The 24,328-nt window shown below is 68.4% G+C and carries 25 protein-coding genes; 17 read left to right on the top strand and 8 right to left on the bottom strand.

What is annotated here, in order from left to right; genetic code table 11:
* Window positions 1-24: 24 nt before the first annotated feature.
* A complete protein-coding gene (locus ABLE38_RS20660) occupies window positions 25-831 on the bottom strand; it encodes a hypothetical protein (RefSeq protein WP_348976141.1) in 807 nt (268 codons plus the stop codon).
* A 91-nt stretch (window positions 832-922) separates the two neighbouring features.
* Window positions 923-2,233, bottom strand: a complete 1,311-nt coding sequence (gene purB / locus ABLE38_RS20655; protein WP_348976140.1) for an adenylosuccinate lyase — start codon at window positions 2,231-2,233, stop codon at window positions 923-925.
* Between the two features lie 254 nt (window positions 2,234-2,487).
* On the opposite strand from purB, the gene ABLE38_RS20650 reads away from it, so the two are divergent.
* Window positions 2,488-3,045, top strand: coding sequence for a calcium-binding protein (locus ABLE38_RS20650; RefSeq protein WP_348976139.1), 558 nt, complete (start codon window positions 2,488-2,490; stop codon window positions 3,043-3,045).
* A gap of 77 nt (window positions 3,046-3,122) precedes the next feature.
* Here the strand turns inward: ABLE38_RS20650 and ABLE38_RS20645 are convergent, their stop codons facing one another.
* Together ABLE38_RS20645 and radC are read right to left on the bottom strand one after the other, a co-directional pair.
* Window positions 3,123-3,974, bottom strand: a complete 852-nt coding sequence (locus tag ABLE38_RS20645; protein ID WP_348976138.1) for a retropepsin-like aspartic protease — start codon at window positions 3,972-3,974, stop codon at window positions 3,123-3,125.
* A gap of 62 nt (window positions 3,975-4,036) precedes the next feature.
* Window positions 4,037-4,717, bottom strand: a complete 681-nt coding sequence (gene radC, locus ABLE38_RS20640; protein ID WP_348976137.1) for a DNA repair protein RadC — start codon at window positions 4,715-4,717, stop codon at window positions 4,037-4,039.
* Between the two features lie 185 nt (window positions 4,718-4,902).
* On the opposite strand from radC, the gene ABLE38_RS20635 reads away from it, so the two are divergent.
* From ABLE38_RS20635 to ABLE38_RS20615, 5 genes are all read left to right on the top strand, one after another.
* Window positions 4,903-5,211, top strand: a complete 309-nt coding sequence (locus tag ABLE38_RS20635) for an AtpZ/AtpI family protein (RefSeq protein WP_348976136.1) — start codon at window positions 4,903-4,905, stop codon at window positions 5,209-5,211.
* Complete coding sequence (locus ABLE38_RS20630) at window positions 5,208-5,984, top strand: F0F1 ATP synthase subunit A (protein WP_348976135.1); 777 nt, start codon at window positions 5,208-5,210, stop codon at window positions 5,982-5,984. The genes ABLE38_RS20635 and ABLE38_RS20630 overlap by 4 nt, the downstream gene beginning before the upstream one ends.
* A gap of 63 nt (window positions 5,985-6,047) precedes the next feature.
* The gene (locus ABLE38_RS20625) at window positions 6,048-6,263 is read left to right on the top strand and encodes a F0F1 ATP synthase subunit C (RefSeq protein ID WP_086130767.1); all 216 of its coding nucleotides are present in this window, start codon (window positions 6,048-6,050) and stop codon (window positions 6,261-6,263) included.
* Between the two features lie 16 nt (window positions 6,264-6,279).
* Window positions 6,280-6,774 carry an ATPase gene (locus ABLE38_RS20620; protein WP_348976134.1) on the top strand — a complete coding sequence of 165 codons (495 nt, stop codon included), beginning with the start codon at window positions 6,280-6,282 and terminating at the stop codon, window positions 6,772-6,774.
* Window positions 6,767-7,318: a hypothetical protein gene (locus tag ABLE38_RS20615; RefSeq protein WP_348976133.1), complete on the top strand. Its 552-nt coding sequence runs from the start codon at window positions 6,767-6,769 to the stop codon at window positions 7,316-7,318. The genes ABLE38_RS20620 and ABLE38_RS20615 overlap by 8 nt, the downstream gene beginning before the upstream one ends.
* Before the next feature lie 186 nt (window positions 7,319-7,504).
* Here ABLE38_RS20615 and ABLE38_RS20610 read toward each other — a convergent pair whose 3' ends face one another.
* Window positions 7,505-7,936: a surface-adhesin E family protein gene (locus tag ABLE38_RS20610; RefSeq protein WP_348976132.1), complete on the bottom strand. Its 432-nt coding sequence runs from the start codon at window positions 7,934-7,936 to the stop codon at window positions 7,505-7,507.
* 100 nt (window positions 7,937-8,036) lie between these two features.
* On the opposite strand from ABLE38_RS20610, the gene ABLE38_RS20605 reads away from it, so the two are divergent.
* Window positions 8,037-8,228: a hypothetical protein gene (locus ABLE38_RS20605; RefSeq protein ID WP_348976131.1), complete on the top strand. Its 192-nt coding sequence runs from the start codon at window positions 8,037-8,039 to the stop codon at window positions 8,226-8,228.
* A gap of 159 nt (window positions 8,229-8,387) precedes the next feature.
* Here ABLE38_RS20605 and ABLE38_RS20600 read toward each other — a convergent pair whose 3' ends face one another.
* Window positions 8,388-9,131: a methyltransferase gene (locus ABLE38_RS20600; RefSeq protein ID WP_348976130.1), complete on the bottom strand. Its 744-nt coding sequence runs from the start codon at window positions 9,129-9,131 to the stop codon at window positions 8,388-8,390.
* 96 nt (window positions 9,132-9,227) lie between these two features.
* Here ABLE38_RS20600 and uvrC point away from each other — a divergent pair, with 96 nt between their 5' ends.
* The 7 genes from uvrC (at window position 9,228) to ABLE38_RS20565 (ending at window position 19,263) form a co-directional block, all read left to right on the top strand.
* The gene (gene uvrC, locus ABLE38_RS20595) at window positions 9,228-11,150 is read left to right on the top strand and encodes an excinuclease ABC subunit UvrC (RefSeq protein ID WP_348976129.1); all 1,923 of its coding nucleotides are present in this window, start codon (window positions 9,228-9,230) and stop codon (window positions 11,148-11,150) included.
* Between the two features lie 89 nt (window positions 11,151-11,239).
* On the top strand, window positions 11,240-14,032 hold the full coding sequence (locus tag ABLE38_RS20590) for a DUF3857 domain-containing protein (protein WP_348976128.1): 2,793 nt from the start codon (window positions 11,240-11,242) through the stop codon (window positions 14,030-14,032).
* Between the two features lie 227 nt (window positions 14,033-14,259).
* Entirely contained in the window at window positions 14,260-15,216 is a 957-nt protein-coding gene (locus tag ABLE38_RS20585) for a polysaccharide deacetylase (protein ID WP_348976127.1), read from the top strand.
* 5 nt (window positions 15,217-15,221) lie between these two features.
* Window positions 15,222-16,166, top strand: a complete 945-nt coding sequence (locus tag ABLE38_RS20580; protein ID WP_348976247.1) for a GNAT family N-acetyltransferase — start codon at window positions 15,222-15,224, stop codon at window positions 16,164-16,166.
* Window positions 16,167-16,330: 164 nt separating this feature from the next.
* Window positions 16,331-17,062, top strand: coding sequence for a DNA repair protein RecO (gene recO / locus ABLE38_RS20575; protein ID WP_348976126.1), 732 nt, complete (start codon window positions 16,331-16,333; stop codon window positions 17,060-17,062).
* Window positions 17,063-17,110: 48 nt separating this feature from the next.
* Window positions 17,111-18,163, top strand: a complete 1,053-nt coding sequence (gene leuB / locus ABLE38_RS20570) for a 3-isopropylmalate dehydrogenase (RefSeq protein WP_348976125.1) — start codon at window positions 17,111-17,113, stop codon at window positions 18,161-18,163.
* Entirely contained in the window at window positions 18,160-19,263 is a 1,104-nt protein-coding gene (locus ABLE38_RS20565; protein WP_348976124.1) for a glycosyltransferase family 2 protein, read from the top strand. The genes leuB and ABLE38_RS20565 overlap by 4 nt, the downstream gene beginning before the upstream one ends.
* Before the next feature lie 35 nt (window positions 19,264-19,298).
* Here ABLE38_RS20565 and ABLE38_RS20560 read toward each other — a convergent pair whose 3' ends face one another.
* Window positions 19,299-20,600: a glycosyltransferase family 39 protein gene (locus ABLE38_RS20560; RefSeq protein WP_348976123.1), complete on the bottom strand. Its 1,302-nt coding sequence runs from the start codon at window positions 20,598-20,600 to the stop codon at window positions 19,299-19,301.
* 153 nt (window positions 20,601-20,753) lie between these two features.
* Between ABLE38_RS20560 and ABLE38_RS20555 the strand changes: the two genes are divergently transcribed.
* Genes ABLE38_RS20555 through ABLE38_RS20545 form a run of 3 tightly spaced genes read left to right on the top strand, consistent with a single transcriptional unit; the run spans window position 20,754 to window position 23,148 of the window.
* Window positions 20,754-21,962, top strand: coding sequence for an aminotransferase class I/II-fold pyridoxal phosphate-dependent enzyme (locus tag ABLE38_RS20555; RefSeq protein ID WP_348976122.1), 1,209 nt, complete (start codon window positions 20,754-20,756; stop codon window positions 21,960-21,962).
* Complete coding sequence (gene apaG, locus ABLE38_RS20550) at window positions 21,962-22,360, top strand: Co2+/Mg2+ efflux protein ApaG (RefSeq protein WP_348976121.1); 399 nt, start codon at window positions 21,962-21,964, stop codon at window positions 22,358-22,360. Before ABLE38_RS20555 ends, apaG begins: the two co-directional genes overlap by 1 nt.
* Window positions 22,357-23,148, top strand: coding sequence for a LysR family transcriptional regulator (locus tag ABLE38_RS20545; protein ID WP_348976120.1), 792 nt, complete (start codon window positions 22,357-22,359; stop codon window positions 23,146-23,148). The genes apaG and ABLE38_RS20545 overlap by 4 nt, the downstream gene beginning before the upstream one ends.
* Window positions 23,149-23,155: 7 nt before the next feature.
* Here the strand turns inward: ABLE38_RS20545 and ABLE38_RS20540 are convergent, their stop codons facing one another.
* Window positions 23,156-24,319 (bottom strand): hypothetical protein, encoded by a 1,164-nt coding sequence (locus ABLE38_RS20540; RefSeq protein WP_348976119.1) that lies wholly within the window; start codon window positions 24,317-24,319, stop codon window positions 23,156-23,158.
* Between the last annotated feature and the right edge of the window lie 9 nt (window positions 24,320-24,328).

Raw genomic sequence — 24,328 nt, 5'->3', positions numbered from 1 at the left:
CGACGCTTTGGAAGCGTGGTGACCTCAACGCCCGTCGTCGCTCCAGTGCGGCGGGTCGCTGAGCAGCTTGATCGCGCCGTAGCTCGCGCCGAGCTTCTGCAGGTCGGGATTGTCGCCGGTGCGCGGGCTGGTGGCGATCTCGCGGGCCTTGCCCTGCCTGTCCTTGATCTTGAGCGTGCCGTTCCAGCCGATCGTCATGTCGATCGCGCGGCCCTCGATATGGCGCGAGGTGAGCGAAGGCTCGAAGGCGATCTGGAACAGGTCCGACATCGCCTGGGCGCCGGCTTTCGACTTGGCGAGGTCGCCATGATCCCATTGGATTGCGAGGCCGGGCACAGAGGGGACCTTGTTCGGCGCGACCGAGCCCTTCGCCACGCACCAGCTGTAATGCATCAGGTGCGCGCGCGTCGCGTTGCGGCGGGTGGCGGAGATGGTGACGGTGGCGCCGGCGTCCTTCAGCGCCTTGAGGAACGCCGTGACATTGTCGCGGAAGGGCTGGATCAGGTCGGCGACCGCGGCGCTGTTGGGGTATTGGGCCTGGTTGGCGTTCCACCAGTCGGCGCCCGAGAGCGGCGGGCGGGCGCCCTGGCCCGCGGCGAGCGCGAGCCAGGTCTTGCCGCCGGGGCTGATCAGCCCGTCTGGCACGGGCATGGCGAGGACCTTGCCCTGATAGCCGATGATCGCGGCGATCGTCGCCTTGTCGCAATCGCCGCTGGTGGCGAGCAGCTTCTGCCCGGTGAAGCGCAGCCAGTCGTTGAGCAGATGCTGAACGACGAGCACGTCCGCGAGATCGTTGACCCCGCCTTTGCCCACCGATGCGCCGATCGCCATTCGCTTCCCCCTTAAATTCCTCCCCGAGGCGAGCTCGGGGAGGATTTACGCGAGTCGTATCCGGCGAAATCCTACATTGGAAGCGGGCGGCTCAGGCGAACACGCGCGCGAAGATCGTGTCGACCTGCTTGAAGTGATAGCCGAGGTCGAACTTGTCCTCGATCTCCGCCGGCGAAAGCGCGGCGGTGACTTCGGGGTCGGCCTTGAGCAGCTCGAGCAGCGACAGCTCGCCGTCGCTCTCCCACACCTTCATCGCGTTGCGCTGGACGAGGCGGTAGCTGTCCTCGCGGCTGACGCCGGCCTGGGTGAGGGCAAGAAGCACGCGCTGCGAATGCACGAGGCCGCCCATGCGATCGAGGTTCTTCTGCATCCGCGCCGGATAGACGAGCAGCTTGTCCATCACGCCCGTCAGGCGGGCGAGCGCGAAATCGAGCGTGATCGTCGCGTCGGGGCCGATATAGCGCTCGACCGAGGAGTGCGAGATGTCGCGCTCGTGCCACAGCGCGACATTCTCCATCGCCGGGATCGTCGCGCTGCGGACCATGCGGGCGAGGCCGGTGAGGTTCTCGGTGAGCACGGGGTTGCGCTTGTGCGGCATCGCCGACGAGCCCTTCTGGCCGGGCGAGAAATATTCCTCGGCTTCGAGCACTTCGGTGCGCTGGAGGTGGCGGACCTCGACGGCGAGGCGCTCGATCGAGCTGGCGATCACGCCGAGGGTCGCGAAGAACATCGCATGGCGGTCGCGCGGGATGACCTGGGTCGAGACCGGCTCGACGGCGAGGCCGAGCTTCTCCGCGACATGCGCTTCGACGCGCGGATCGATATTGGCGAAGGTGCCGACCGCGCCCGAGATCGCGCAGGTAGCGATGTCGGCGCGCGCGGCGAGCAGGCGCTCCTTGTTGCGCTTGAACTCGGCATAGGCCTCGGCGAGCTTGAGGCCGAAGGTGACCGGCTCGGCATGGATGCCGTGGCTGCGGCCGATCGTCGGGGTGAGCTTGTGCTCATAGGCGCGGCGCTTGAGCACCTCGAGCAGCGCGTCGATGTCGGCGAGCAGGATGTCGCTGGCGCGGGCGAGCTGGACCGCGAGGCAGGTGTCGAGCACGTCCGAGCTGGTCATGCCCTGGTGCATGAAGCGGGCTTCGTCGCCGACCTGCTCGGCCACCCAGGTGAGGAAGGCGATGACGTCGTGCTTGGTCACCGCCTCGATCGCGTCGATCGCGGCGACGTCGATCGCCGGGTTGGTCGCCCACCAGTCCCACAGCGCCTTGGCGGCGCTCTTCGGCACCACGCCGAGCTCGGCCAGCGCCTCGGTCGCGTGCGCCTCGATCTCGAACCAGATGCGGAAGCGCGCCTCGGGCGACCAGATCGCGGTCATGTCGGGGCGCGAATAACGGGGGACCATTGCAAGCCTTTCGCTGGGGTGTGCGGCGCCCCTAGCAAGCGGGGGGAAGGGGGGCAACCGAAGCAGGCCACGCGGGCGATCGCGGCGTGGCCGTTGCAGGCACGCCACAGCGCAAATGAAATGCGATGAAATGAAGTCGTGAGGGGGTGAGTTGAGGAAATTGCCGCGAGATGATGGGTTGGTATCGTGAATGCATCGACAGATCATCAAGGGCCGGAGAAGTAACGGCCTGAAGAACAACAGGAGAGTTACTGATGTTGAAGCCAGTGCTTCTTGCAACTTCTATTCTATTTGCCGTCCCCGCCATTGCACAGGAGACGCCGGCGCAGGATAATACGCAGCCGACCCAGAATGCGCCGGCGCCGGATCAGACCGCGACTCCGGTGGTGACCGACGACAAGGCCCCGGCCGCGCAGGACCAGGCGACCACAGCCCAGGCTGCTCCGGCGCCGGCCCAGCCTGTGACTCAGCCCGCCCAAGGCGTCGCGCAGGAGACCACGCCCGCGGCACCGGCCGCCCAGCCGACCGGCAGCGCGTCCGCGACTCCCGCCGCTACGCAGGAGCAGGTCGCCCAGGCAGTGGGCCGCGACTTCGGCACCTATGACAAGGACGGCGACGGCAAGCTGAACGCGACCGAGTTCGCCGCCTGGATGGGCAATCTGCGCAAGGCGGCCGAGCCGACCTTCCAGCCGGGCACGCCCGAGGCGACGACCTGGACCGCGCAGGCCTTCACCAGTGCCGACACCGACAAGAGCGCGTCGGTCAACAAGCAGGAACTGACCGTGTTCCTGACGCCGAAACAGCCCGGCTAAGAGTTTCGTCGCGCCGAATACGCATGGCGCTACTCCCGAGCGGCCGTCGGACTTGCTTCCGGCGGCCGTTTGGCGTGTCAGGGAAGCGCGAGCAGCGCGTCCTTGCCGGGGCGCATCAGCAGCACGGCGCGCGAGAGCAGGTCGAAACCGAGGATGCCGCCCTTGCCGGGCAAGGCGCGGCGCGCCTGGGCGAGGTGCAGGTCGCGTCCGCCCAGGCCGAGCGTCACCGGGCCGATCAGGTCCGACGTCTTCACCACGCCCGAGACGCCGCCGTGGGCCTCCCCGCCGAGGCGCGGCGCATCGGGAAGGAAGTCGGCGGGCAGGCTGGTCCGCCAGGCGCCGCTGTCGAGCAGGAACGGGCCGCTCGCGCCGCCGGCGGTGACCGTCACGCGCGCCTGGCCGTCGCTGCCGATCGGCGCGGGGACGCCGTCCAGCGTGCATGCGGGGCTCGCCGGCGGCGCCGAGGTCGCGATGCCGCGCGCGAAATCGATGCGCAGGCAATCGGGGCCGACGAGCGACTGGGCGCTGACCACGCCGTCGATCCCGAGCGCATCGAGGATCGTCATCCGGACCACCGCCAGCTGGGCGAGGTGATAACGGGCGTCGCCGATCGCGAGGTCGACCTGCTCAACCATCTCGACCGGATAGGCGCTGACCGGGGCGCCGCTGCTGTCGCGTCCCTTGACCGGCGTGCGCCGGATGAGACCCGCCGCATCGGCGAAGCCGGGCGAAAGCACGGTGCGGTTGGCGCCGGTATCGAACAGGAAGACGCCGGGCCGGCCCGCGACGGTGGCGTGGACGATCGGCAGCTGGCCGCCGACCGGGCGTCCGCCGAGCGCGGCGGGGCGCTCGATCGCGAAGTGCGGCAGCTCGGGGGCGGGCGCGGCGCCGAGGAGCAGGGCGAGCGGGAGCAGAAGCGTGCGAAGCATGCGGGATGCTATCGTGCAGGGTGTGACACTGCAATGACACACCTTCCGCCGGGATGACGGCCTCAGATCAGCCCCTGGCCGCGGAGCGAAACATGCCCGTCGCGGGCCATGATGATGTGGTCGTGCACCGCGATGCCGTGGACCTTGCCGGCGGCGATCACCTGGCGGGTGATCTCGATATCGGCGCGGCTGGGGGAGGGATCGCCCGAGGGGTGATTGTGGACGAGGATCAGCGCCGCCGAGCCGAGCTGGAGGCCGTGGCGCATGATTTCGCGGACATAGACCGCGGCCTCGTCGATCGTGCCTTCGCTCATCAGCGCGTCGCGGATCAGCAGGTTCTTCGAATTGAGGTGGAGGACACGGAAGCGCTCGATGCTGTGGTGCGCCATGTCGGCGCGGAGATAGTCGAGCAGCGCCTGCCAGTTGGCGAGCACCGGGCGCTCGGCGATTCCGGTGCGCAGCAGGCGGAGCGCAGCGGCGTGGGTGGCCTTGAGCGCGGCGACGCTGGTCTCGCCCATGCCCTTCACCCGGCCCAGCGCCTCGGCATCGGCAGTGAGCAGCCCGGCGATGCCGCCGAACTCGTGGAGCAGCGCCTTGGCCAGCGGCTTGGTATCCTGGCGCGGAATCGCCAGCGCGAGGAGATATTCGACCAATTCGTGATCGAGCAACGCGTCCGGCCCGCCCTCGAACAGGCGGCGGCGCAGGCGCGCGCGGTGGCCGCTATTGTCGGGGGCCTCGGACATGGCCGCGTTGTTCCTGCAAACCCTGGGTTATTCAAGGCGAGGACTTCTCCGAAACGGCGCAGAAATGCGTTAGAGTTGACTCGCCCGGCGCGCGTTCCTAAAGCGCCCGAGCAACGCGGCTGAACAGCCGGCGATGCTTAAATGTCGCCGGCGCGTTCGGCGGCTTTTTTCATATCTGGATCGCCTTGACCGCCTTGACCCAAGACCGTGCTCCCAGCGACCTTGACCGCCGCATCGCCGATGCGAAGGCGGCCGAGGCTGCGCGCACCGGCGCGGACGCGGGCATCAAGGCGCCGGCCGACGCCAAGGGCTACAAGCAGGGCTCGCGCGTGCTGATGGACCTGATCGGCATGCCGCTCGGCGGCGGCGTTCTCGGCTTCGCGCTCGATCGCTGGCTGGGCACCAGCCCGTGGTTCCTGCTGGGCTTCGTCCTGCTATCGTTCGTCGCGGCTTTCCGCAGCATCTACAAGATTTCGAAGGAGCGGGCAGAGTGAGCGCCGGCGCAATCAATCCGATGGAGCAGTTCGAGGTCGGCAAGCTGATCAAGCTTGACGTGCTCGGCTATGACCTCTCGTTCACCAATTCCGCGCTGTTCATGGTCGTCGTGGCCGGGCTGCTGTTCGCCTTCATGCTCGGCGGGATGAAGCGCGCGCTGATCCCCGGCAAGTGGCAGCTGATGGCCGAAGGCGCGGTGGGCTTCATCGATTCGATGGTGAACACCAGCATCGGCAAGGGCGGCAAGAAGTTCGCCCCGTACATCTTCTCGCTGTTCTTCTTCATCCTGTTCGCGAACCTGGTCGGCATCCTGCCGCTGGCGATCGTGCCGGGGCTGCACACCTTCGCGGTGACCAGCCACATCACGGTGACCGCGGTGCTGGCGTTCTTCTCGTTCGGCATCGTGCTGTTCGTCGGCCTGTTCAAGCATGGCCTGAAGTTCTTCACGCTGTTCGTGCCGCACGGCGCGCCGCTGTGGCTGATGCCGGTGATCATCCCGGTCGAGTTCATCTCGTTCATGGTGCGTCCGTTCTCGCTGGGCCTGCGACTGTTCGTCGCGATGACCGCGGGGCACATCCTGCTCGAGGTGTTCGGCAGCTTCGTGGTGCAGGGCCTCAACGCCGGCGGCCCGCTCGGCGGCGCCGTGAGCGTGCTCAGCCTGCTCATGATCATCGGCGTGAGCGCGCTTGAGCTGCTGGTCTGCGCGATCCAGGCCTATGTGTTCGCGCTGCTGACTTCGCTGTATCTCCACGACGCGGTGCACCTGCACTAAGTCGCGCTGTTCGTTTGGTTTATTGGATTACGTAGGGAGCTTGAAATGACTGACGTTGGTGCAATGTACATCGGTGCCGGCCTTGCGGCGATCGGCATCGGCCTGGCCGCGCTCGGCGTGGGCAACGTGTTCGGTTCGTTCCTCGAGGGCGCGCTGCGCAACCCGGGTGCGGCTGACGGCCAGCAGGGCCGCCTGTTCATCGGCTTCGCCGGTGCCGAGCTTCTGGGTCTGATCGCGTTCGTCGTCGCGATCCTGATCCTGTTCGTCGTCAAGGGCTAAGGTTCGAGGACAGCCAATGCCACAGCTATCCCAAATCCCTGAGATCTACGCGTCGCAGCTCTTCTGGCTCGCGATCGTGTTTGCGCTCATCTATTTCGGGATCGGCAAGGCGATGGTCCCGAAGATCGAGCGTACGGTCGAAGACCGCAACGCCCGCATCGCCGGCGACCTCGCCGCGGCTGAGGCTGCCCGAGACGCTGCCCATGCGTCGGATGCCGCGTACGAGTCCGGGCTGGAAGCAGCCCGGACCACGGCGCTCGCGACGCTGAGCAAGGCCAAGGACAAGGCGACCGCCAAGTCCGAAGCCGATGTGAAGAAGGGCGATGCCGCGTCCGAGGCGAAGATCGCCGAGGCCGCGCAGCGCATCGAAGCGACCAAGGCCCAGGCGCTTGGCGAAATCGAGGCCGAGACGGTGGACGCCGTCCAGGACATCGTCGCCAAGCTTTCGGGCGTGAAGACCGACCGCGCGTCGGTCACCCAGCAAGTGAAGGCGGCGCTGGCCAATGGCTGAACATCCCCAGGGCATGAAGACGCAGACCGGCACGGTCGAGCTGCACCATGAGCCGTCGGCGTTCGGCATCACCGCGCCGGGCTTCGTCGCCATCGCGATGCTCATCGTGCTCGGTATCGTGCTCTACAAGCGCGTGCCGGCGATGATCGGCAAGATGCTCGACGCCAGGATCGATTCGATCCGCACCCAGCTCGACCAGGCGACGGCGCTGCGCGTCGAGGCGGAGGCCGAGCTGGCCGCCGCCAAGGCGCGCAATGCCGCGAGCGAGGCGGATGCCGCCGCGATCGTCGCGCATGCCGAGGCCGAGGCGAAGGACCTGCTCAAAAAGGCAGAGGCCGACGCCAAGGAGCTGACCAAGCGCCGCGCCAAGATGGCCGAGGACAAGATCGCCGCTGCCGAGCGCACCGCGATCGCCGAGGTGCGTGCCAAGGCGGCCCAGGCCGCCGCCGCCGCCGCCGGGGCGATCATCGCCGAGAAGCACGGCGCCGACGCCGACAAGGCGCTGGTCGACCAGGCCATTGCCGGGCTCGGCCGGCTGAACTGACCCTCTCGCTTCGGCGGGCATGAAAAGGGCGCGCTTCCCCAGGGAGCGCGCCCTTTTCGTATTTCGGATCTTTGCCTTCGAAGTATGTGTCTATGCCGTCCCCCGGCGAAAGCCGGGGTCCAGGGCCACAAGCGGAACGGCAGAGAAACCCTGGGCCTCGGGGAACAGCAGGGTTGTGCCGGTGCCCTAGAACTGCGCCTTCGCGTCGGCGATCGGATCGCCCACCGCGGTGCCGCCGGTGCGCTTGCAGGCGAATTCCATGATCGCGATGTTGATGCTGCCGGGCTTGGGCAGCTTGTACTCGTTGATCGTCTCCGAAGGCTCGGTGCGCAGGAATTTCCCGCCCGCCATGTAGTAGCTGTAGCTCAGCGTGCGGAAGCTGGTGTTGGTGCAGTTGAACTCGGTGCGGATCCGGGCGGCGACGATGCCTTCGTCCAGCGGCGTGGCATAGACGCTCTCGACATCGCCGGTGATCTTGCCGTCGCTTGCCGGCTTCAGGCTGGCGAGATCGACATAGCTCATCGTATTCTCGTTGCCGCCGACGCGGTACCATTGCTGGGCGGCGGCGGGCGCGGCCGCGACGGGCAGCAAGGCGGCGGTGGCGAGAAGCAGGCGCATGATCAATTCCCCCAAAATTGCGCAATCATGCTGCCACGGGTTCGTTTCGGGGGAAAGGGTCGTGCTGGCCGTAGCGGGTCGGGGCGGCTAGGATCGCGGCATGACTGTCCAACGCTGGCTCCAGCTCGCCACGGCGCTCACCGCGCTGCTGCTCGTCTTCCTGCTCGTCGTGGTGTGGAAGAGCGCGGAGGCGGAGCATCGCCGCGCCAACGACATCGGCGCGCGCACCCACGACACGATGCAGCGCATCGAGGCGCGGGCGGATGCGCTGGAGAATGAAGCGGGGCGGTAAATTTCAAATCCTCCCCCAGCTTGTCTGGGGGAGGGGGACCATTCGCGCAGCGAATGGTGGAGGGGCCGGCGCAACGCGCCGGTGCCCGGCGCGCCCCTCCACCACCGCCTTCGGCGGCGGTCCCCCTCCCCGAGCAGAGCTCGGGGAGGATTTACCAGGTCACGGCTTGCGGAACTTGTAGATGAACTGGTCGGTCTTGCCGCGGATCTCCGGGGTGAAGACGTTGGCGGTGTGGGGGTCGTTCGGGTTGCGCAGCAGCGGCAGCTCGCCGTCGAACTTGAAGCCCGCGCTCTCGAGCTCGGCGCGGGCGGCGGCGGGATCGATGCGGTGGAGCGTCTGCGGCAGCGCGAAGGCGGGATCGGCATTGGCGACATGGTCGACCACCAGCAGCACGCCACCCGGCTTGAGCGAATCATAGAGCTTCTTGGCGATGAACGCCGCGGCGCCCGGCGGCGAGGATTTGAGGTGGAGATCGTGCCAGTTCTGCACCGTGATGATCGCGTCGAGCGGCTCGGGGAAGGCGAAGCTCTTCAGGCTGTCGCTCATCGCCACGGTGTTGGCGCGGCCCGCCACCGCGGCCTTCTGGTCGTCGGCATAGGCGGCGCGATAGGCGATGAACTCGGCAGGCTGATAGGCGTAGAGCTTGCCCTTGGGACCGATAACCGGCGACAGGATGCGCGTCCAATAGCCGCCGCCCATGATGAAGTCGGCGACCTTCTGGCCGGGCGCGATGCCGGCAAAGGCGAGGATCTCGCCCGGATGGCGCGCGGCGTCGCGGTCCTTGTCGGCCTGGGGGCGGCCGGCATCGGCGAGCGCGGTGGCGATCGGGGCGGGGACGGTCTGGGCGTGCGCGGCGAGCGGTGCGGCCAGCGCGAGCAGGGCGGCGGACAGGACGAGCTTCATCGGACGACTCTCCTAAGTGTGTGGGCCGAGCATGACACATCCGTGTGACCGTTCAAGTTGCCCCGGACGGGAGCCGCGCCTAAATCCCATCCGACGATGTCCGATCCCAATTCGCCCAACCGCTTCAACGAAGAGACCGCCACCTATGCGGTGCGCGGCGCCGACGCGCCCGACCTGGAGGCGGGGGTGGCGGCGATCCGCAACGTGCTGAAGACGCTGCCCGCGCGGCCCGGCGTCTATCGGATGCAGGATGCGCGCGGCGACGTGCTGTATGTCGGCAAGGCGCGCGCGCTCAAGAACCGGGTGACCAACTACACCCAGGTGATGCGCCTCTCGAAGCGGCTGCAGCGGATGGTGGCGCAGACGCGCTCGATGACGATCGTCACCACCAACAACGAGGCCGAGGCGCTGTTGCTCGAGGCGCAGCTGATCAAGCGCTTCCGCCCGCCCTACAACGTCCTGCTGCGCGACGACAAAAGCTTCCCGTTCATCCTGCTGCGCCGCGACCACGACTATCCGCGCATCCAGCTCCACCGCGGCGCGCGCAAGGTGAAGGGCGATTATTTCGGGCCGTTCGCCGGCGCCGGGCAGGTGCGCAAGACGCTGAACGCGCTGCAGAAGCTGTTCCTGCTGCGCAGCTGCACCGACGGCTTCTTCAACACGCGCGACCGGCCGTGCCTGCTCTACCAGATCCGCCGCTGCTCGGCGCCGTGCGTCGACCGGATCGCCCCGGAGGCCTATGAGGAGCTGGTCGACGACGCGCGCGACTTCCTGATGGGCAAGAAGACCCAGGTCCAGGCCAAGCTCGGCGCACAGATGCAGGCGGCGGCGGAGAATCTCGATTTCGAGCTGGCGGCGATCCTGCGCGACCGGCTGAAGGCGCTGACCTTCATCCAGGGCAGCCAGGCGATCAACGCCGAGGGCGTCGGCGATGCCGACATCTTCGCGCTGGCCAACAAGAACGGCGTGATGGGCATCCAGGCCTTCTTCATCCGCGGCGGGCAGAATTGGGGGCATCGCAGCTTCTTCCCCGCGCACACCAGTGAAGTGAGCGAGGACGAGGTGCTCGCCGCGTTCCTGATGCAATTCTACGAGGAAGTGCCGCCGCCGAAGATCATCTTCGTCGATCGCGCGCTGGAGGAAGCGAGCCTGCTTGCCGAAGCGCTGCGGGAACGCGCCGGGCACAAGGTCGCGCTGGGCGTGCCGCAGCGGGGCCCGCGGCGGCGGCTGCTCGACCAGGCCAAGCGCAATGCGGTGGAAGCGCTCGACCGGCGGCTGGCCGAGGGCACGACCCAGGCCAAGCTGCTCGCCGAGGTGGCGGATATCTTCGAGCTGCCCGAGCCGCCCGAGCGGATCGAGGTGTACGACAACTCGCATATCCAGGGCACCAATGCGCTGGGCGCGATGGTCGTGGCTGGCCCCGAGGGCTTCCAGAAGAACCAGTATCGCAAGTTCAACATCAAGCGGCCCGAGACGATCGCCGGCGACGACTATGGGATGATGCGCGAAGTGCTCACCCGCCGCTTCGCCCGCGCGGTGGAGGAGGATCCCGATCGCCAGGGCGGCACCTGGCCCGATCTGGTGCTGCTCGACGGCGGGCGCGGGCAATTGAACGCGGCCAAGGCGGTGCTCGAGGATCTCGGCATCGAGGACGTCTGCATGGTCGGCGTCGCCAAGGGGCCGCATCACGGGCGCGACGGCCGCGAAATATTCCACCTGATGGACGGGCGCGAGCTGATGCTGCCGGTCAACTCGCCGCTGCTCTTCTACCTCCAGCGGCTGCGCGACGAGGTGCACCGCTTCGCGATCGGCGCGCACCGCGAGAAGCGTTCCAAGGCGATCGGGGCGAGCCCGCTCGACGAGGTTCCGGGGATCGGCCCGGCGCGCAAGAAGGCGCTGCTGATGCATTTCGGCACCGCGCGGGCCGTGCGCGCGGCGAGCCTGGAGGACCTGCAAAAGGCGCCGGGCGTCAGCGCCGGCGTGGCGCAGCAGGTCTATGACTATTTCCACGCGCGATAGACATCAGTCGGGCACAAAAGCGCCCTAGCCAACGCTTGCCGCCGCAGCGCCAGCCGCTAGCCTCGCGCGCGGTGCTTTGGGGGATTCGCATGGTTCGCAAGCTGTTGGTGCCGGTCGTTTTATTGGGCATGTCGGGCGTGGCGCATGCCGGGGACAAGCCGCTCTACCAGCCGGTGCCCGCCTGGGTGCAGCTGGCGCCCGAGCCGGCCGCCGCGAACCTGGGCAACGATGCGCCGATGATGCTGATCGGCGACGTCCAGGCGCGGATCGCCGATGGGCAGAACTGGACCTATTACGAGCGCGCCGCGCGGCTGGCGACGATCCAGACCGTCTCGGCAGCGGGCACGGTGAAGATCGACTGGCAGCCCTCGCATGGCGACCTGATCGTCCACGGCGTCGACATCCTGCGTGGCGGCAAGCGGATCGATGCGCTGAAGGGCGCGAAGTTCAGCGTGATCCAGCGCGAGGAAGGGCTCGAGCGGCTGATGCTCGACGGGCGGCTGACCGCGACGCTGGCGGTCGAGGGGCTGCAGGTCGGTGACGTGCTCGACCTGCGCTATTCGATCACCTCGAAGGACCCCACGCTGAAGGGCAATGTCGTGGCGCTCGGGCCGATCTTCGCCGAGCCGCTCAAGATCGGCTTTGCCCGCACCCGGCTGCTCTGGCCGACGGGCACCGACGTGAAGTGGAAGACCTATTTCGAAGGCGCTACGCCCGAGCAGCATGATGCGGGCGGCTGGCACGAGATGGTGTTCAAGCTGCCGGTGGTGCGCCAGCAGCCGGGGGCGCCGCAAAGCCCCGGGCGCTTCCTCAAGCCGCCGCTGGTCGAGGCGACGACCTTTGCCGACTGGCAATCGGTGTCGCGGACGATGGAGCCGCTCTACCGCACCGAAGGGCTGATCGCGCCGGGCAGCCCGCTCGCCGCCGAGGTGGCGAAGATCGCAGCCGCGGAGAAGGATCCGCTGCGCCGCACGGCACTGGCGCTCGCGCTGGTCCAGGGCAAGGTGCGCTATCTGTTCAAGGGCATGGACGACGGCAATTACGTGCCGCAGACGCCCGCCCAGACCTGGTCGACCAAATATGGGGACTGCAAGGCCAAGACGCTGCTGCTGCTCGCGATCCTGCACGAACTGGGCATCGAGGCCGAGCCAGTGCTCGCCAATCTGGGCAATGGCGACCTGGTCGCGGCGCGGCTGGCGTCGCCGGCGGCGTTCAACCATGTCTTAGTCACGGCCCGGGTGAACGGCCAGGCGCTGTGGCTCGACGGCACCGGCGCCGGCACGCATCTCGAGGACATCGCCAACGTGCCGGTCTCGGGCTGGGTGCTGCCGCTGCGCGCGGCCGGCGCGGCGCTGGAGGAGACGCCGAACCGCGTGCCGGCGCGGCCGGCGCAGGTCGGCACGCTCGACATCGACCTGCGTGGCGGGATCAACCTCGATGCGCCGTTCGAGGCCGAGATCCTGCTGCGCGGCGGCGTGGTCGACACGGTCCGCAGCATCGCCGCGAACAGCGACAAGAAGGAGCTGCGCGAGAAATTCTCGAAGCTGGTGCCCGGCGGCGGCGGCGAAGTGATCGTTACCGGGAGCGACTTCTCGTTCGACGAGGCGGCGGGCACCGCGACGATCAAGCTGAGCGGCATCACCAATGTCCGCTGGGGCTATGCCGACAGCCGCTACCGCTACGACATCGGACCGGCGAGCGGCTTCGTCATGCCCGATCGCTCGCGCGCGAACTGGAAGGACGTGCCGGTGGAGACCGGCATCGGGATGCGCTCGAAGCGGACGCTGCGGATCCAGCTGCCCGACGGCGGTGCGGGCTTCGCGTTCGAGGGCAACCCCGTGCTCGAGGCGGACCTGCCCGGCGGCATGCACGTGGTGCGCAAGGCGACGCTCGCCGGCTCGGTGCTGACCGCCGAGTTCGAGACCGCGCAGACCGGGGCCGAGATCGCCCCGGCCGACTTCGCCACGGCGCGCGCGCAGCTCGCCGAAGTGAAGAACCGCCGGCTCGGCGCGCGCACCGTGGCCGGCTATCCCTCGCCCTGGCACGGCGTGCCCGCCGCCAAGGCCGCGCACCGCTACGACACGGTGCTCCAGCGCTATGCGAGCTATATCGCCGACAAGCCCGACGATGCCGCCCGCTACGTGGCGCGCGCGAACTTCCTCAACTGGATCCTCGAGCGCGACAAGGCGATCGCCGACCTCGACAAGGCGATCGCGATCCAGGCGGACGCCACCACCTATCGCCGCCGCGCCGCGCTCTATGAGCGGATCGGCAACAAGAAGGCGGCGATCGCCGACTATCGCGCCGCGCTCGACCAGGATCCGGGCAACAGCGCCACGATCGCCCCGCTTACCGCGCTGATGGTCGAAACGGGCGCCAAGGATGCGGCGCTGGCGATGCTCGAGGAAAAGATCGCCGAGGAAGGCGAGGACCTGCCCGCGCTGCTCGCCGCCAAGGCGACCGCGCTGTCGCGCGCCGGCGATGCCGAGGGTGCGCTGGCGGCGAGCGATGCGGCGATCGAGAAGAAGCCGGGCAACGGCCAGCTGCTCAACAATCGCTGCTGGATCAAGGGCACGCTGAACGTCCAGCTCGACAGCGCGCTCGCCGACTGCACCCGCGCGATCCAGCTGAGCAGCGACACCGCCGCCGCGCTCGACAGCCGGGCGATGGTCTATTTCCGCATGGGCAAGCTGGCCGAGGCGCTGGCCGATCTCGATGCGGCGCTCGAGCAGCGGCCCTCCGCCTCGTCGACGCTGTTCCTGCGCGGCGTGGTGCGGAACCGGATGGGCAAGACGAAGGAAGGCGCGACCGACATCGCCGACGCCCGGCTGCTCTCGCCGCAGGTCGATGCGGATTATGCGCGGTGGGGGATCAGGGCCTGATAAATCCTCCTCGCGCTTGTCTCGGGGCGGGGGGCCGCTCGCGAAGCGAGTGTTGGAGGGCGCGCGTCGCAGGCGCGGAGCCCGCTTGCCGATGGCAACACCGCCGTCTTCGCGGCGGCCCCTCCACCACCGCCTGCGGCAGCGGTCCCCCTCCCCCAGCGAGCTGGGGGAGGAATTGAAGGGCCCGCATTCGCCTTTTCTTCACGCCCCTGCGTTAAGCGGGCAGCATGGCTACCCGGGTCTTCATCACGATCGACACCGAGATCATGTGGCGGCACCATGTTGCCGGGCTTGATGTCGATACGATCGTCCAGCGCTCGCTCGAGCCCGCGCAGGTCGGCGTCGGCTGGCAGCTCGAGCAGCTTGCCCGCCACGATCTCAAGGCGTGCTTCTTCGTCGATCCGATGCCGGCGCTGGTCTATGGCCTCGAGCCGATCAAGCGCGTCGTCGGCGCGATCCTCGAGGGCGGGCAGGAAGTGCAGCTGCACCTCCACCCGAACTGGACCGGCGCGCATGCCGGCGACAAGGGCACCAGCTACGGCGCGTTCGAGCTGATCGACTACAGCTTCGCGGAGCAGGTCGAGCTGATCGCCGGCGCATCGGACATGCTGGTCGCGGCCGGCGCGGCGGAGCCGGTGGCGTTCCGCTCGGGCAGCTATTCGGCGAGCGACGACACGCTGGGGGCGCTGGCGCAGCTCGGCTTCGTCTATGACAGCAGCCACAACGGCTCCGAGCATCCCTGGCCGAGCGCGATCGGGCTGGGCGAGCGCCAGATCGCGCCGATCGAGCATCGCGGAATCATCGAAGTGCCGGTGACCTTGATCGAGGACCGCGCCGGACATCTGCGCCATTTCCAGATCTGCGCGCTCTCGGCGGGCGAGATGCGCGCGGCGCTCGACCATGCGGTGGTGCGCAGCCATTCGGCAGTCACGATCGTCAGCCACGGGTTCGAGCTTGCAAATCGCGCCGGGACGCGGCCTAACGCCGTGCACGTACGGCGCTTCGAGGCGCTGTGCCGGATGCTGGCCAGCCGCCGGGGAGTGTTGGTGACTGAACATTTTGGCGACCGGCCGAAGATGGCGCTCGGCCAGGACGATGCGCCGCTCGGGCCGAGCCTGATCCGCACGCGCTGGCGCCAGGCCGAGCAGCTCTGGTCGAACCTGGTCGAGGAGCGCGCCGCGTGAACGCGATGAGCGACGTCGCCGCCGAGGCGGCACCCCAGGCCCGGCCGACCAGCCTCAAGTTCGAGATCGGTGCGCGGACGCTGATGGCAGTGCAGCGCTTCCTGGTGCGCATTCCGCTGAGCCTGGACCAGGCGCGCGCGGACCGGCTGCCGGTGCTGGCGCCGCTGCCGCGCGATGCGCATGGCTATGTCGTCACCTCGCTGCCCGAGCATCTGGTGCCGGCGCTGGTCAAGGCATCGGGCGACATGCTGCCCTTCGTCCGCCAGCGCTACACCCGCTATTTCACCGATTTCGGGATCGGCTTCGATGCCTGGTGGAACGGGCTGTCGTCCAATGCCCGCCAGGGGATCAAGCGCAAGGCGAAGAAGATCGCGGGCGAAAGCGGCGGCGAGCTCGATGTCCGCGCCTTTCGCGCGCCGCACGAGCTGGAGGCGTTCCACGACGTCGCCCGGCGGATCTCGCTCCGGACCTATCAGGAAAGGCTGCTCGGCTCGGGGCTGCCGGACAGTCCCGAATTCCTCGCGACGATGCTGGCGCAGGGTGCCGCCGGCCAGGTCCGCGCCTGGCTGCTATATATCGCAGGCGAGCCGGCGGCCTATCTCTACTGCCCGGTGATCGAGGGCGGCGTGGTGCTCTATTCGCATGTCGGGCACGATCCGGCGTTCAACGACTTGTCGCCGGGCGCGGTGCTCCAGCTCGAGGCGATGCGCGACCTGTTCGAGGAGGGGAGCTTCTCCCGCTTCGACTTCACCGAAGGCGAGGGCCAGCACAAGCGCCAGTTCGCCACCGGCGGGGTGGAGTGCGTCGACCTGTTCCTGCTGCGGCCCTCCTTGGCGAACCGCGTGACGATGGCTGCGCTGGGCGGCTTCAACCGCGCGGTGGCTGGGGCGAAGACGCTGGTGAACAAAGCCGGCCTCGGCAAATTCGCCAAGAAGGTGCGGCGGGGCTGACTCAATTCCTCCCCCAGCTTGCTGGGGGAGGGGGACCGCGACGCCCAGCGTCGTGGTGGAGGGGCCGGCGCAACGCGCCGGTGCCGGCGCGCCCCTCCACCATTCGCTGCGCGAATGGTCCCCCTCCCCGAGACAAGCTCGGGGAGGAATTATATAGTCCCCTCATGCACCTCCGCGCCGAAGCCATCATCCTCTCCGTTCGCGCGCATGGCGAGCATGGCGCGATCGTGCGGGCGTTCACCGAAGCGGACGGCGTGCAGCCGGGCTATGTCCGTGGCGGGCACGGCCGGGCGCTGCGGCCGGTGCTCCAGCCCGCCAATCTCGTGCAGGGCGAATGGCGCTCGCGGACCGAGGATGCGCTGGCCGGGCTGACGGTGGAGCTGATCCACAGCCGCGCGGCGATGTTCTCCGAGGCGCTGCCCGCCGCGGCCTTCCAATGGGCGACCGCGCTCACTGCCTTCTCGCTGCCCGAGGGGCTGCCCTATCCGCGGCTGCACGGCGCGCTGGGCGGCGTGCTGGCGGCGATCGAGGCGGCGCCGGCGGCGCGCGGCTGGGCGGTGGCGATGGTGCGCTACGAATTGCTGCTGCTTGCCGAGCTCGGCTTCGGGCTCGACCTCGAGCATTGCGCGGCGACCGGTCGCAACGACGATCTCGTGTTCGTCAGCCCCAAGAGCGGGATCGCGGTCAGCCGGATCGGGGCGGAGGGCTATGAGAACCGGCTGCTGCGCCTGCCGCGCTTCCTGGTGGAGGGCGGCGAGGCCGGGTGGGACGATATCCTCGACGGGTTCAAGCTCACCGGCCACTTCCTCGAGCGCGACCTGCTGATCGGAAAAGGCGCAGAGCTGCTCGCCGCACGGGCGCGATTGGTCGATCGGTTGAAGCGCGCTGTTGCCTAAGAGCCACAAGGGCGGCAAAGCGGATCGCGACGACGTGGGGAGCTTGCATTGCCGCTGATTGCTGTTCTGCCCGGTGACGGGATCGGGCCCGAGGTTACGCGCGAGGCGCGCCGGGTTCTCGAAGCGCTGGCGCTGGGCCTGGATTTCGTGGAAGCGCCCGTGGGCGGCGCGGCCTATCTGCTGACCGGCCGGCCGCTGCCCGATGAGACACTCGCCCTCGCCAAGCAGGCCGATGCCGTGCTGTTCGGCGCGATCGGCGATCCGCGCTTCGAGGCGCTCGAGCGGCGGCTGCGCCCCGAGGCGGCGCTGCTCGGCCTGCGCCGCGAGCTGCAGCTCTTCGCCAATATCCGCCCGGCGACGCTGTTCCCCGCGCTGGCCGACGCCTCGCCGCTCAAGCCGGAAGTGGTGCAGGGGCTCGACCTGGTCATCGTCCGCGAGCTGGTCGGCGACGTCTATTTCGGCGAGAAGGGCCGGCGCCACACCGCGGAAGGCCTGCGCCAGGGCTTCGACATCATGAGCTACAACGAAGTCGAAGTGGAGCGCATCGCCCGGGTCGGCTTCGAGATGGCGCGCCGCCGCCGCAAGAAGCTCTGCTCGGTCGACAAGGCGAACGTGCTCGAGACCTCGCAGCTGTGGCGCGACGTCGTCAGCGAGATGGCGACCGACTATCCCGACGTGCACGTCACTCACATGTATGTCGACAATGCCGCGATGCAGCTGGTGCGCGCCCCGGCGGCGTTCGACGTGATCGTCACCGGCAACCTGTTCGGCGACATCCTCTCGGACCAGGCGAGCATGTGCGCCGGCTCGATCGGCATGCTGCCCTCGGCGTCGCTGCGCGCCTGGAGCGGGGACAATGGCATGTACGAGCCGATCCACGGCTCGGCGCCCGACATTGCCGGGCAGGGCAAGGCCAATCCGTGCGGTGCGATCCTGTCCGCGGCGATGCTGCTGCGCCATTCGACCGGCCATGAGGAAGCGGCGCTCAAGGTCGAGGCCGCGGTTGCCGCTGCGCTCGCCGGCGGTGCGCGGACGGCGGATCTCGGCGGCACGCTGTCGACCAGCGAGATGGGCGATGCGGTGCTGAAGGCGCTCGGATGATCCCAGACCAGCTCGAGCTCGCGGTCGTCATCCCGACGTTCAACGAGCGGGCGAACGTGCCGCTGCTGATCGAGAAGCTCGATGCGGCGCTGGCCGGGCGTAACTGGGAAGCGATCTTCGTCGATGACAACAGCCCGGACGGGACGGCGGATGCCGCCCGCGAACTGGGACGGCGCGACGGCCGGGTGCGCGTGATCCAGCGCATCGGCCGGCGCGGGCTGTCCTCCGCCTGCATCGAGGGCATGTGCGCCACCGCAGCGCCGTTCGTCGCAGTGATCGACGGCGATCTGCAGCATGACGAGACGCTGCTGCCCAAGATGCTCGACGCGCTCGAAGGCGATTCCACGCTCGACGTGGTGATCGGCTCGCGCTTCGTCGATGGCGGCGGCACCGGCGAGTGGGACGACGACCGCGTCGCCAAGTCGGCCTTCGCCACCAAGCTTTCCCGCAAAGTGCTCAAGGCCGACCTGTCCGATCCGATGAGCGGCTTCTTCATGATCCGCACCGTGATCGTGCGCGACCTGGTGCCCACGCTGTCGGCGATCGGCTTCAAGATCCTGCTCGACATCATGACCGCGTCGCACAAGCCGCTGAACTTCCTGGAGCTGCCCTATGTGTTCCGGACGCGCGCGCTGGGCGAGAGCAAGCTCGATTACGTCGTGGCGATGGAATATCTGATCGCGCTGTACGACCGGATGTTCGGCAGGGTCGTGCCGGTGCGCTTCGTGATGTTCTCCGGCATCGGCGCGCTCGGCGCCTGCGTGCATTTCGTGATCCTGGCGCTGTTCTTCCGAGGGCTGAACTGGCCGTTCGTCGGCGCGACCATCCTCGCCACCGCGGTGGCGATGACGTTCAACTTCTTCCTCAACAACGCGCTGACCTATCGCGAGCAGCGGCTGAAGGGCGCCCGGGCGATGCTCGGCGGCTGGGTGTCGTTCTGTGTGGTGTGCGGCGTCGGGGCGGCGGCGAATGTCGGCGTTGCGGCGTTCCTCCACAACGTCCAGCACGGCGACTGGCGCTTCGCGGCGCTGGCGGGGATCGCGGTGGCCGCGGTGTGGAACTTCGCGCTGTCGTCGCGCTTCGTCTGGGGACGGTACTGAGCTTACCCGTCACCCCGCTGGGGTGACGGCCTGGCCTAGCGCCAGCTCCCGATCCACATCCAGTGGACGAAGCCCTGGCTGTCGGCGAGCGGCGCGCCGGAAAGGATCGGATAGAAATAGCCGAACATCAGCAGCGACAGCGCGACGAACCACTCTTCCCAGCCGCGATTGCGGCCGCGGTCGAAGTGCAGGAACGCGACCGGGATCGCCAGGCACAGGAAGATGCTGCTCGGGTGGTAGTAATAATAGAAGCCGATCGACTTGGGGATCACGACGTAGATCGCCAGCGATGCCGTCCATAGCAGCGCCATCGCCAGCGGCTTGATCGCCTTGTCCCGAACCCAGGCCCAGTAGCAGGCGAGCACCGCGACCAGCCCGCCCCACATGATCAGCGGATTGCCGATCAGCAGCACGCCGCGCTGGGCGCCGCGGTCCCATTCATAGAAATACCAGATCGGCCGCAGCATCAGCGGCCAGCTCCACCAGCTCGACTGATAGGTGTGGTGCGGCAGGATCTGCGTCTGCATTTGCCACATGTGGATCTGCTGGGCGAACAGCCCCGGCAGCGTCAGCGGGTCGGTGGCGTAGAAGAAGGCGGGGAGAAAGGTGAGGAAATAGGTGACGACGCTCACCACGCCCATCGCCAGGATCGCCGGGATCGCGGGCAGGCCGGGCCAGTGCGGCTGGTCCTTGCCTGACAGCGCCGCGAGCAGCGGCTTCTTCGCCAGCCGCGCGTCGCGGGCGCGGATCACCAGGAAGGCGAGCGACGCCAGCACGATGTACGGCACGCCCGCCCATTTCACCGCGGTGGTGAGCCCGAGCAGCACGCCCATGGCGAGCCAGCGCCACCAGACCTGCCGGGCACTGCGTCCCTGCATCGCCCACAGCCCCATCACCAGCGCCCAGACGAGGAAGCAGCCGAGGAAGATGTCGAGCATGCCGGTGCGCGCCTGGACATAGACGGTCTGGTTGAGCAGCGTCAGCGCCGCGCCGACCAAAGCCGCGCGCATCCGCCCGGTGAGCAGCAGCAGGAAGGCGAAGACGCCGAGCACGGTCGCGGTGCCGCCCAGCGTCGAGGCGATGCGCCAGCCGAAGGGATTGTCGCCGAGCACCGCCATGCCCGCCGCGATCAGCTCCTTGCCGAGCATCGGATGCTCGACGTTGCGCGGGCCCGACAGATCGAGCAGCGCCTGGGCGGCGGGGAGGTAGTGCACCTCGTCGAACATGATCACGCTCGGCTGGTCGAGATGGACCAGGAACAGCGCCTGCGCGACGATGGCGAGAAGCAGGGCGACGAGCCAGGGGCGGTTGCCTAGGGCCTTGATCCGATCGAGCATGGCGCGTTGATTAGCCGACCGTTCCACGTCCGTCATGCTGAACTTGGTTTCCGAAAGTTGCGCGGCGGCAAGCCGAGGTTTTGCGTTCGAAACAAGTTACGCGGACGCCCGGTGTTGACGCCCGCTCCCCCCAGCCGCAAAGCACTCAGCACTATGAAGCGTCGTACCGGCCAAGATCGCAGCGTCACCCGCAACTGGAAGCCCGCCACCCAGGCCGTGCGCGGGGGCACCGCGCGTTCGGAATGGGGCGAGACCAGCGAGGCGCTCTTCCTCACCTCCGGTTACGCCTATGATTGTGCCGGCGACGCCGCCGCGCGCTTCGCGGGCGAGCAGCAGGGCATGACCTATTCGCGCCTGCAGAACCCGACGGTGGAGATGCTCGAGGAGCGGATCGCGCTGCTCGAGGGCGCCGAGGCGTGCCGGACGATGGCATCGGGCATGGCGGCGATGACCGCGGCGATCCTCTGCCAGGTGAGCGCCGGCGACCATATCGTCCAGGGCCGCGCCGCCTTCGGATCGTGCCGCTGGCTGACCGACAGCCTGTTGCCGCGCTTCGGCGTCGAGACCACGGTGGTCGACGCGCGCGACCCGCAGCAGTTCGAGGATGCGATCCGCCCCAACACCAAGGTCTTCTTCTTCGAGACCCCGGCCAATCCGACGATGGACGTGGTCGACCTGGAAGCTGTGTGCGCGATCGCGCGCAGGCACGGCATCACCAGCGTGGTCGACAATGCCTTCGCGACGCCCGCACTGCAGCGGCCGATGGAGTTCGGTGCGGACGTGGTGGCCTATTCCGCAACCAAGATGATGGACGGCCAGGGCCGCGTGCTCGCCGGCGCGGTCGCCGGATCCTCCGCGTTCATCAACGACGTGCTGCTGCCCTTCCACCGCAACACCGGGCCGACGCTGTCGCCGTTCAACGCCTGGGTGGTGCTGAAGGGGCTGGAGACGCTCGACCTGCGCATCCGCCGCCAGAGCGAGAATGCGCTCAAGGTCGGCAGCTTCCTCGAGCAGCGCGTGCCGCGGATCAACTTCCCAGCGCTGCCCAGCCACCCGCAGCACAATCTGTTCAACCGTCAGATGGACGCGGCCGGCCCGATCTTCTCGTTCGAGGTCGATGGCGGTCGCACGCAGGCGCATGCGCTGCTCGACGCGCTCGAACTCGTCGATATCTCGAACAATATCGGCGATTCGCGTTCGCTGATGACGCATCCCAGCTCGACTACTCATTCCGGCGTTGCGGAGGAGAAGCGCTTGGAGATGGGCGTGACCGAGGGCATGCTGCGGCTCAATGTCGGGCTGGAGGACCCCATCGACGTGATCGCCGATCTCGACCAGGCGTTGAGGGCCGCCGGATTGTGATGGACGCGCTGTTCACCGATGCGTCGGAGACGCGCGGGATCACCGTGCGCGTGTCGGTGAGCTACCTGCCCGAACAGAGCGAGCCCGATCGCGGCCGCTGGTTCTGGGCCTATCACATCCGCATCGAGAACAGCTCGTCGGTGACCGTGCAGCTGCTGACGCGCCACTGGATCATCACCGACGGGCGCGGTTCGCGCCATACGGTGGAGGGCGAGGGCGTCGTCGGCGAGCAGCCGATGATCGGGCCGGGCGCGAGCTTCGACTATGTATCGGGCTGCCCGCTGAGCACGCCGACCGGGAACATGCAGGGCAGCTATCACATGATCGGGGAAGACGGTTCGGCGTTCGACGTCGCGATACCCAAGTTCGCGCTGACCGCGCCGGCGGTGGCGGAATGAAGCGGACCCATCTCCCCCTCAACGGCCTGCGCGTGCTCGATGCTGCCGCACGGCACCTCAGCTTCACCCGCGCGGCGGACGAGCTGGCGGTGACGCCGGCGGCGGTCGGCCAGCAGATCCGCGCGCTCGAGGATACGCTCGGCGTCGTGCTGTTCCGCCGCACCACCAAGGGGCTCGAGCTCACGCCCGAGGCCGAGGCCGGGCTGGTCGCGCTGCGCGCCGGCTTCCTCCAGTTCGAGGAGAGCGTGCGCGCGATGCAGGCGGGGCAATCGTCCAAGTCGCTGACGATCGCCGCGCCGCGCGACCTCACCGCCAAGTGGCTGATGCCGCGCCTCGCCGAGATCGCCCGCATCGACAGCGACCTGCGCTTCGTGCTGGTTCCCGCCGACGACGCGCTCGACTTCACCGAGGCCAATCTCGACCTGGCGATCCGCTGGGGCGAAGGGCCGGGCGAGCATGAGGGCGAGGCGCTGGAGAGCGACGGGATGGTCATGGTCGAGCGGCCGGGCGGCAGCATCGACGTGCGCATCTCCTGGCCCGGATGCATGGCCGAGGATGCCGGATCGCTGGTCCGCGTCGCCGATGCCGGGCTCGCGCTCGATGCGGCGGCCGAGGGGCTGGGGCGCGCGACCGTGCCCGAGCTGCTCGCGCGCGCCGATATCGAATCGGGCCGGGTGATCGTGGTCGGCGAGCCCAAGAGCTCGAAGCTCGGCTATTGGCTGGTCGCGCCGCTGCCGCAGTGGCGCCAGAAGAAGGTCAAGACGCTGGTCGACTCGCTGGCGAGCTGAGCGCGGCTCAGTCGCTGCTGCCGGCCGGCGGCTCGGGCGTGATATCGAGCGAGGTGAAGCGCGGGGTGGCCTTGCGCGTCGGCATATGGGTGCCGGTGACCACGCCGGCCATGTCGAACACCATGGTGTAGCGCTCGATGCGAGTGAGGCCTTCCGATCCCGGCGGCAGGTCGAGCGGCACATAGCGCCGCCGGCCGATCACTTCGCGGATCCGGTCGGCCCAGGCGATGGTCAGCTCGGGCGACTGGCGGATCTGCTCGACATCGCGGACATGGCCGCTCGCATCGATCCGGAAGCGGATATCGACCCATTCGGGGTTGCTCTGCAGGTCGCGCTTGAAGCGGCCGACGGGCGGCGGATCGCGGTACAGCGGCTCGTCATAGACCAGCACCGGCGTCTTGAAGCCCTTGCCGGCGAGCTTGGCGATCTCCCGCTCCATCGCCGCGTCGTCGCCCCGTTCCTTGGCGAGCCGCGCCTGGAGCACACCCGCCGCGACGCGGGTTTCCTCGAGCTCGGGCTCGCGCGTCTTCAGGATGGCGCGGATCGCGTCGCGCGCCGTGTCGCGATAGGTGAAGTCGACGGTGGAGATCGAGGTGTAGAGCACTGCCTCGCGGAACATCGCGATGCCGGCGAGCTGCGGCTTGCCCTCGGCGCGGGCGCGTTTGGCGACTTCGCGGTAGATGTCGGTCGCCGCGCGGATGCGGCCGCCTTGGGCGAACGCGTCGCCGGTGGCGAGCTGCTGCATCAGCGCGCGGCTGTCCGCGTCGCCAAAGCCCTGCTTGAGCGTCTCGAACGAGACGATCTGGTGGAGCTTGCCGCTTTCGGGCTTGCCGTTGAGATCGGTGACGCGGCCGAAGGCGCGCTCGAGATCGGAGAATTCGAGCGGGAATTCCTTGGCGTGGGAGACGTTGCGGTCATGCGCGGCGGCCAGCGTGTCGCGCGAGCCGAGATAGTCGCCGGCGAGCAGCTGGTTCTCGGCATGGCCCATGCTCGCTTCCATGTCCTCCATCGGCGGGCAGTGGCGGGCGAGGCAGTCCTTGAGCTGCTTCTCGGTGTCCGAAAGGCTCTTGCCGGTGACGACGATCGCCGAACCGGCGTCCTGGCCGGCTTCCTGCTGCGCGAAGGCGGGCGTTGCCGCCGCGATGGCCATCAGTAACGCAAGCGCACGCATCACCATTCT

Origin of the sequence: Sphingomonas sp. KR3-1 (genome assembly GCF_040049295.1) — a bacterium.
GTDB lineage: Bacteria > Pseudomonadota > Alphaproteobacteria > Sphingomonadales > Sphingomonadaceae > Sphingomonas.
This window is presented reverse-complemented; position numbering and strand designations above follow the sequence as displayed.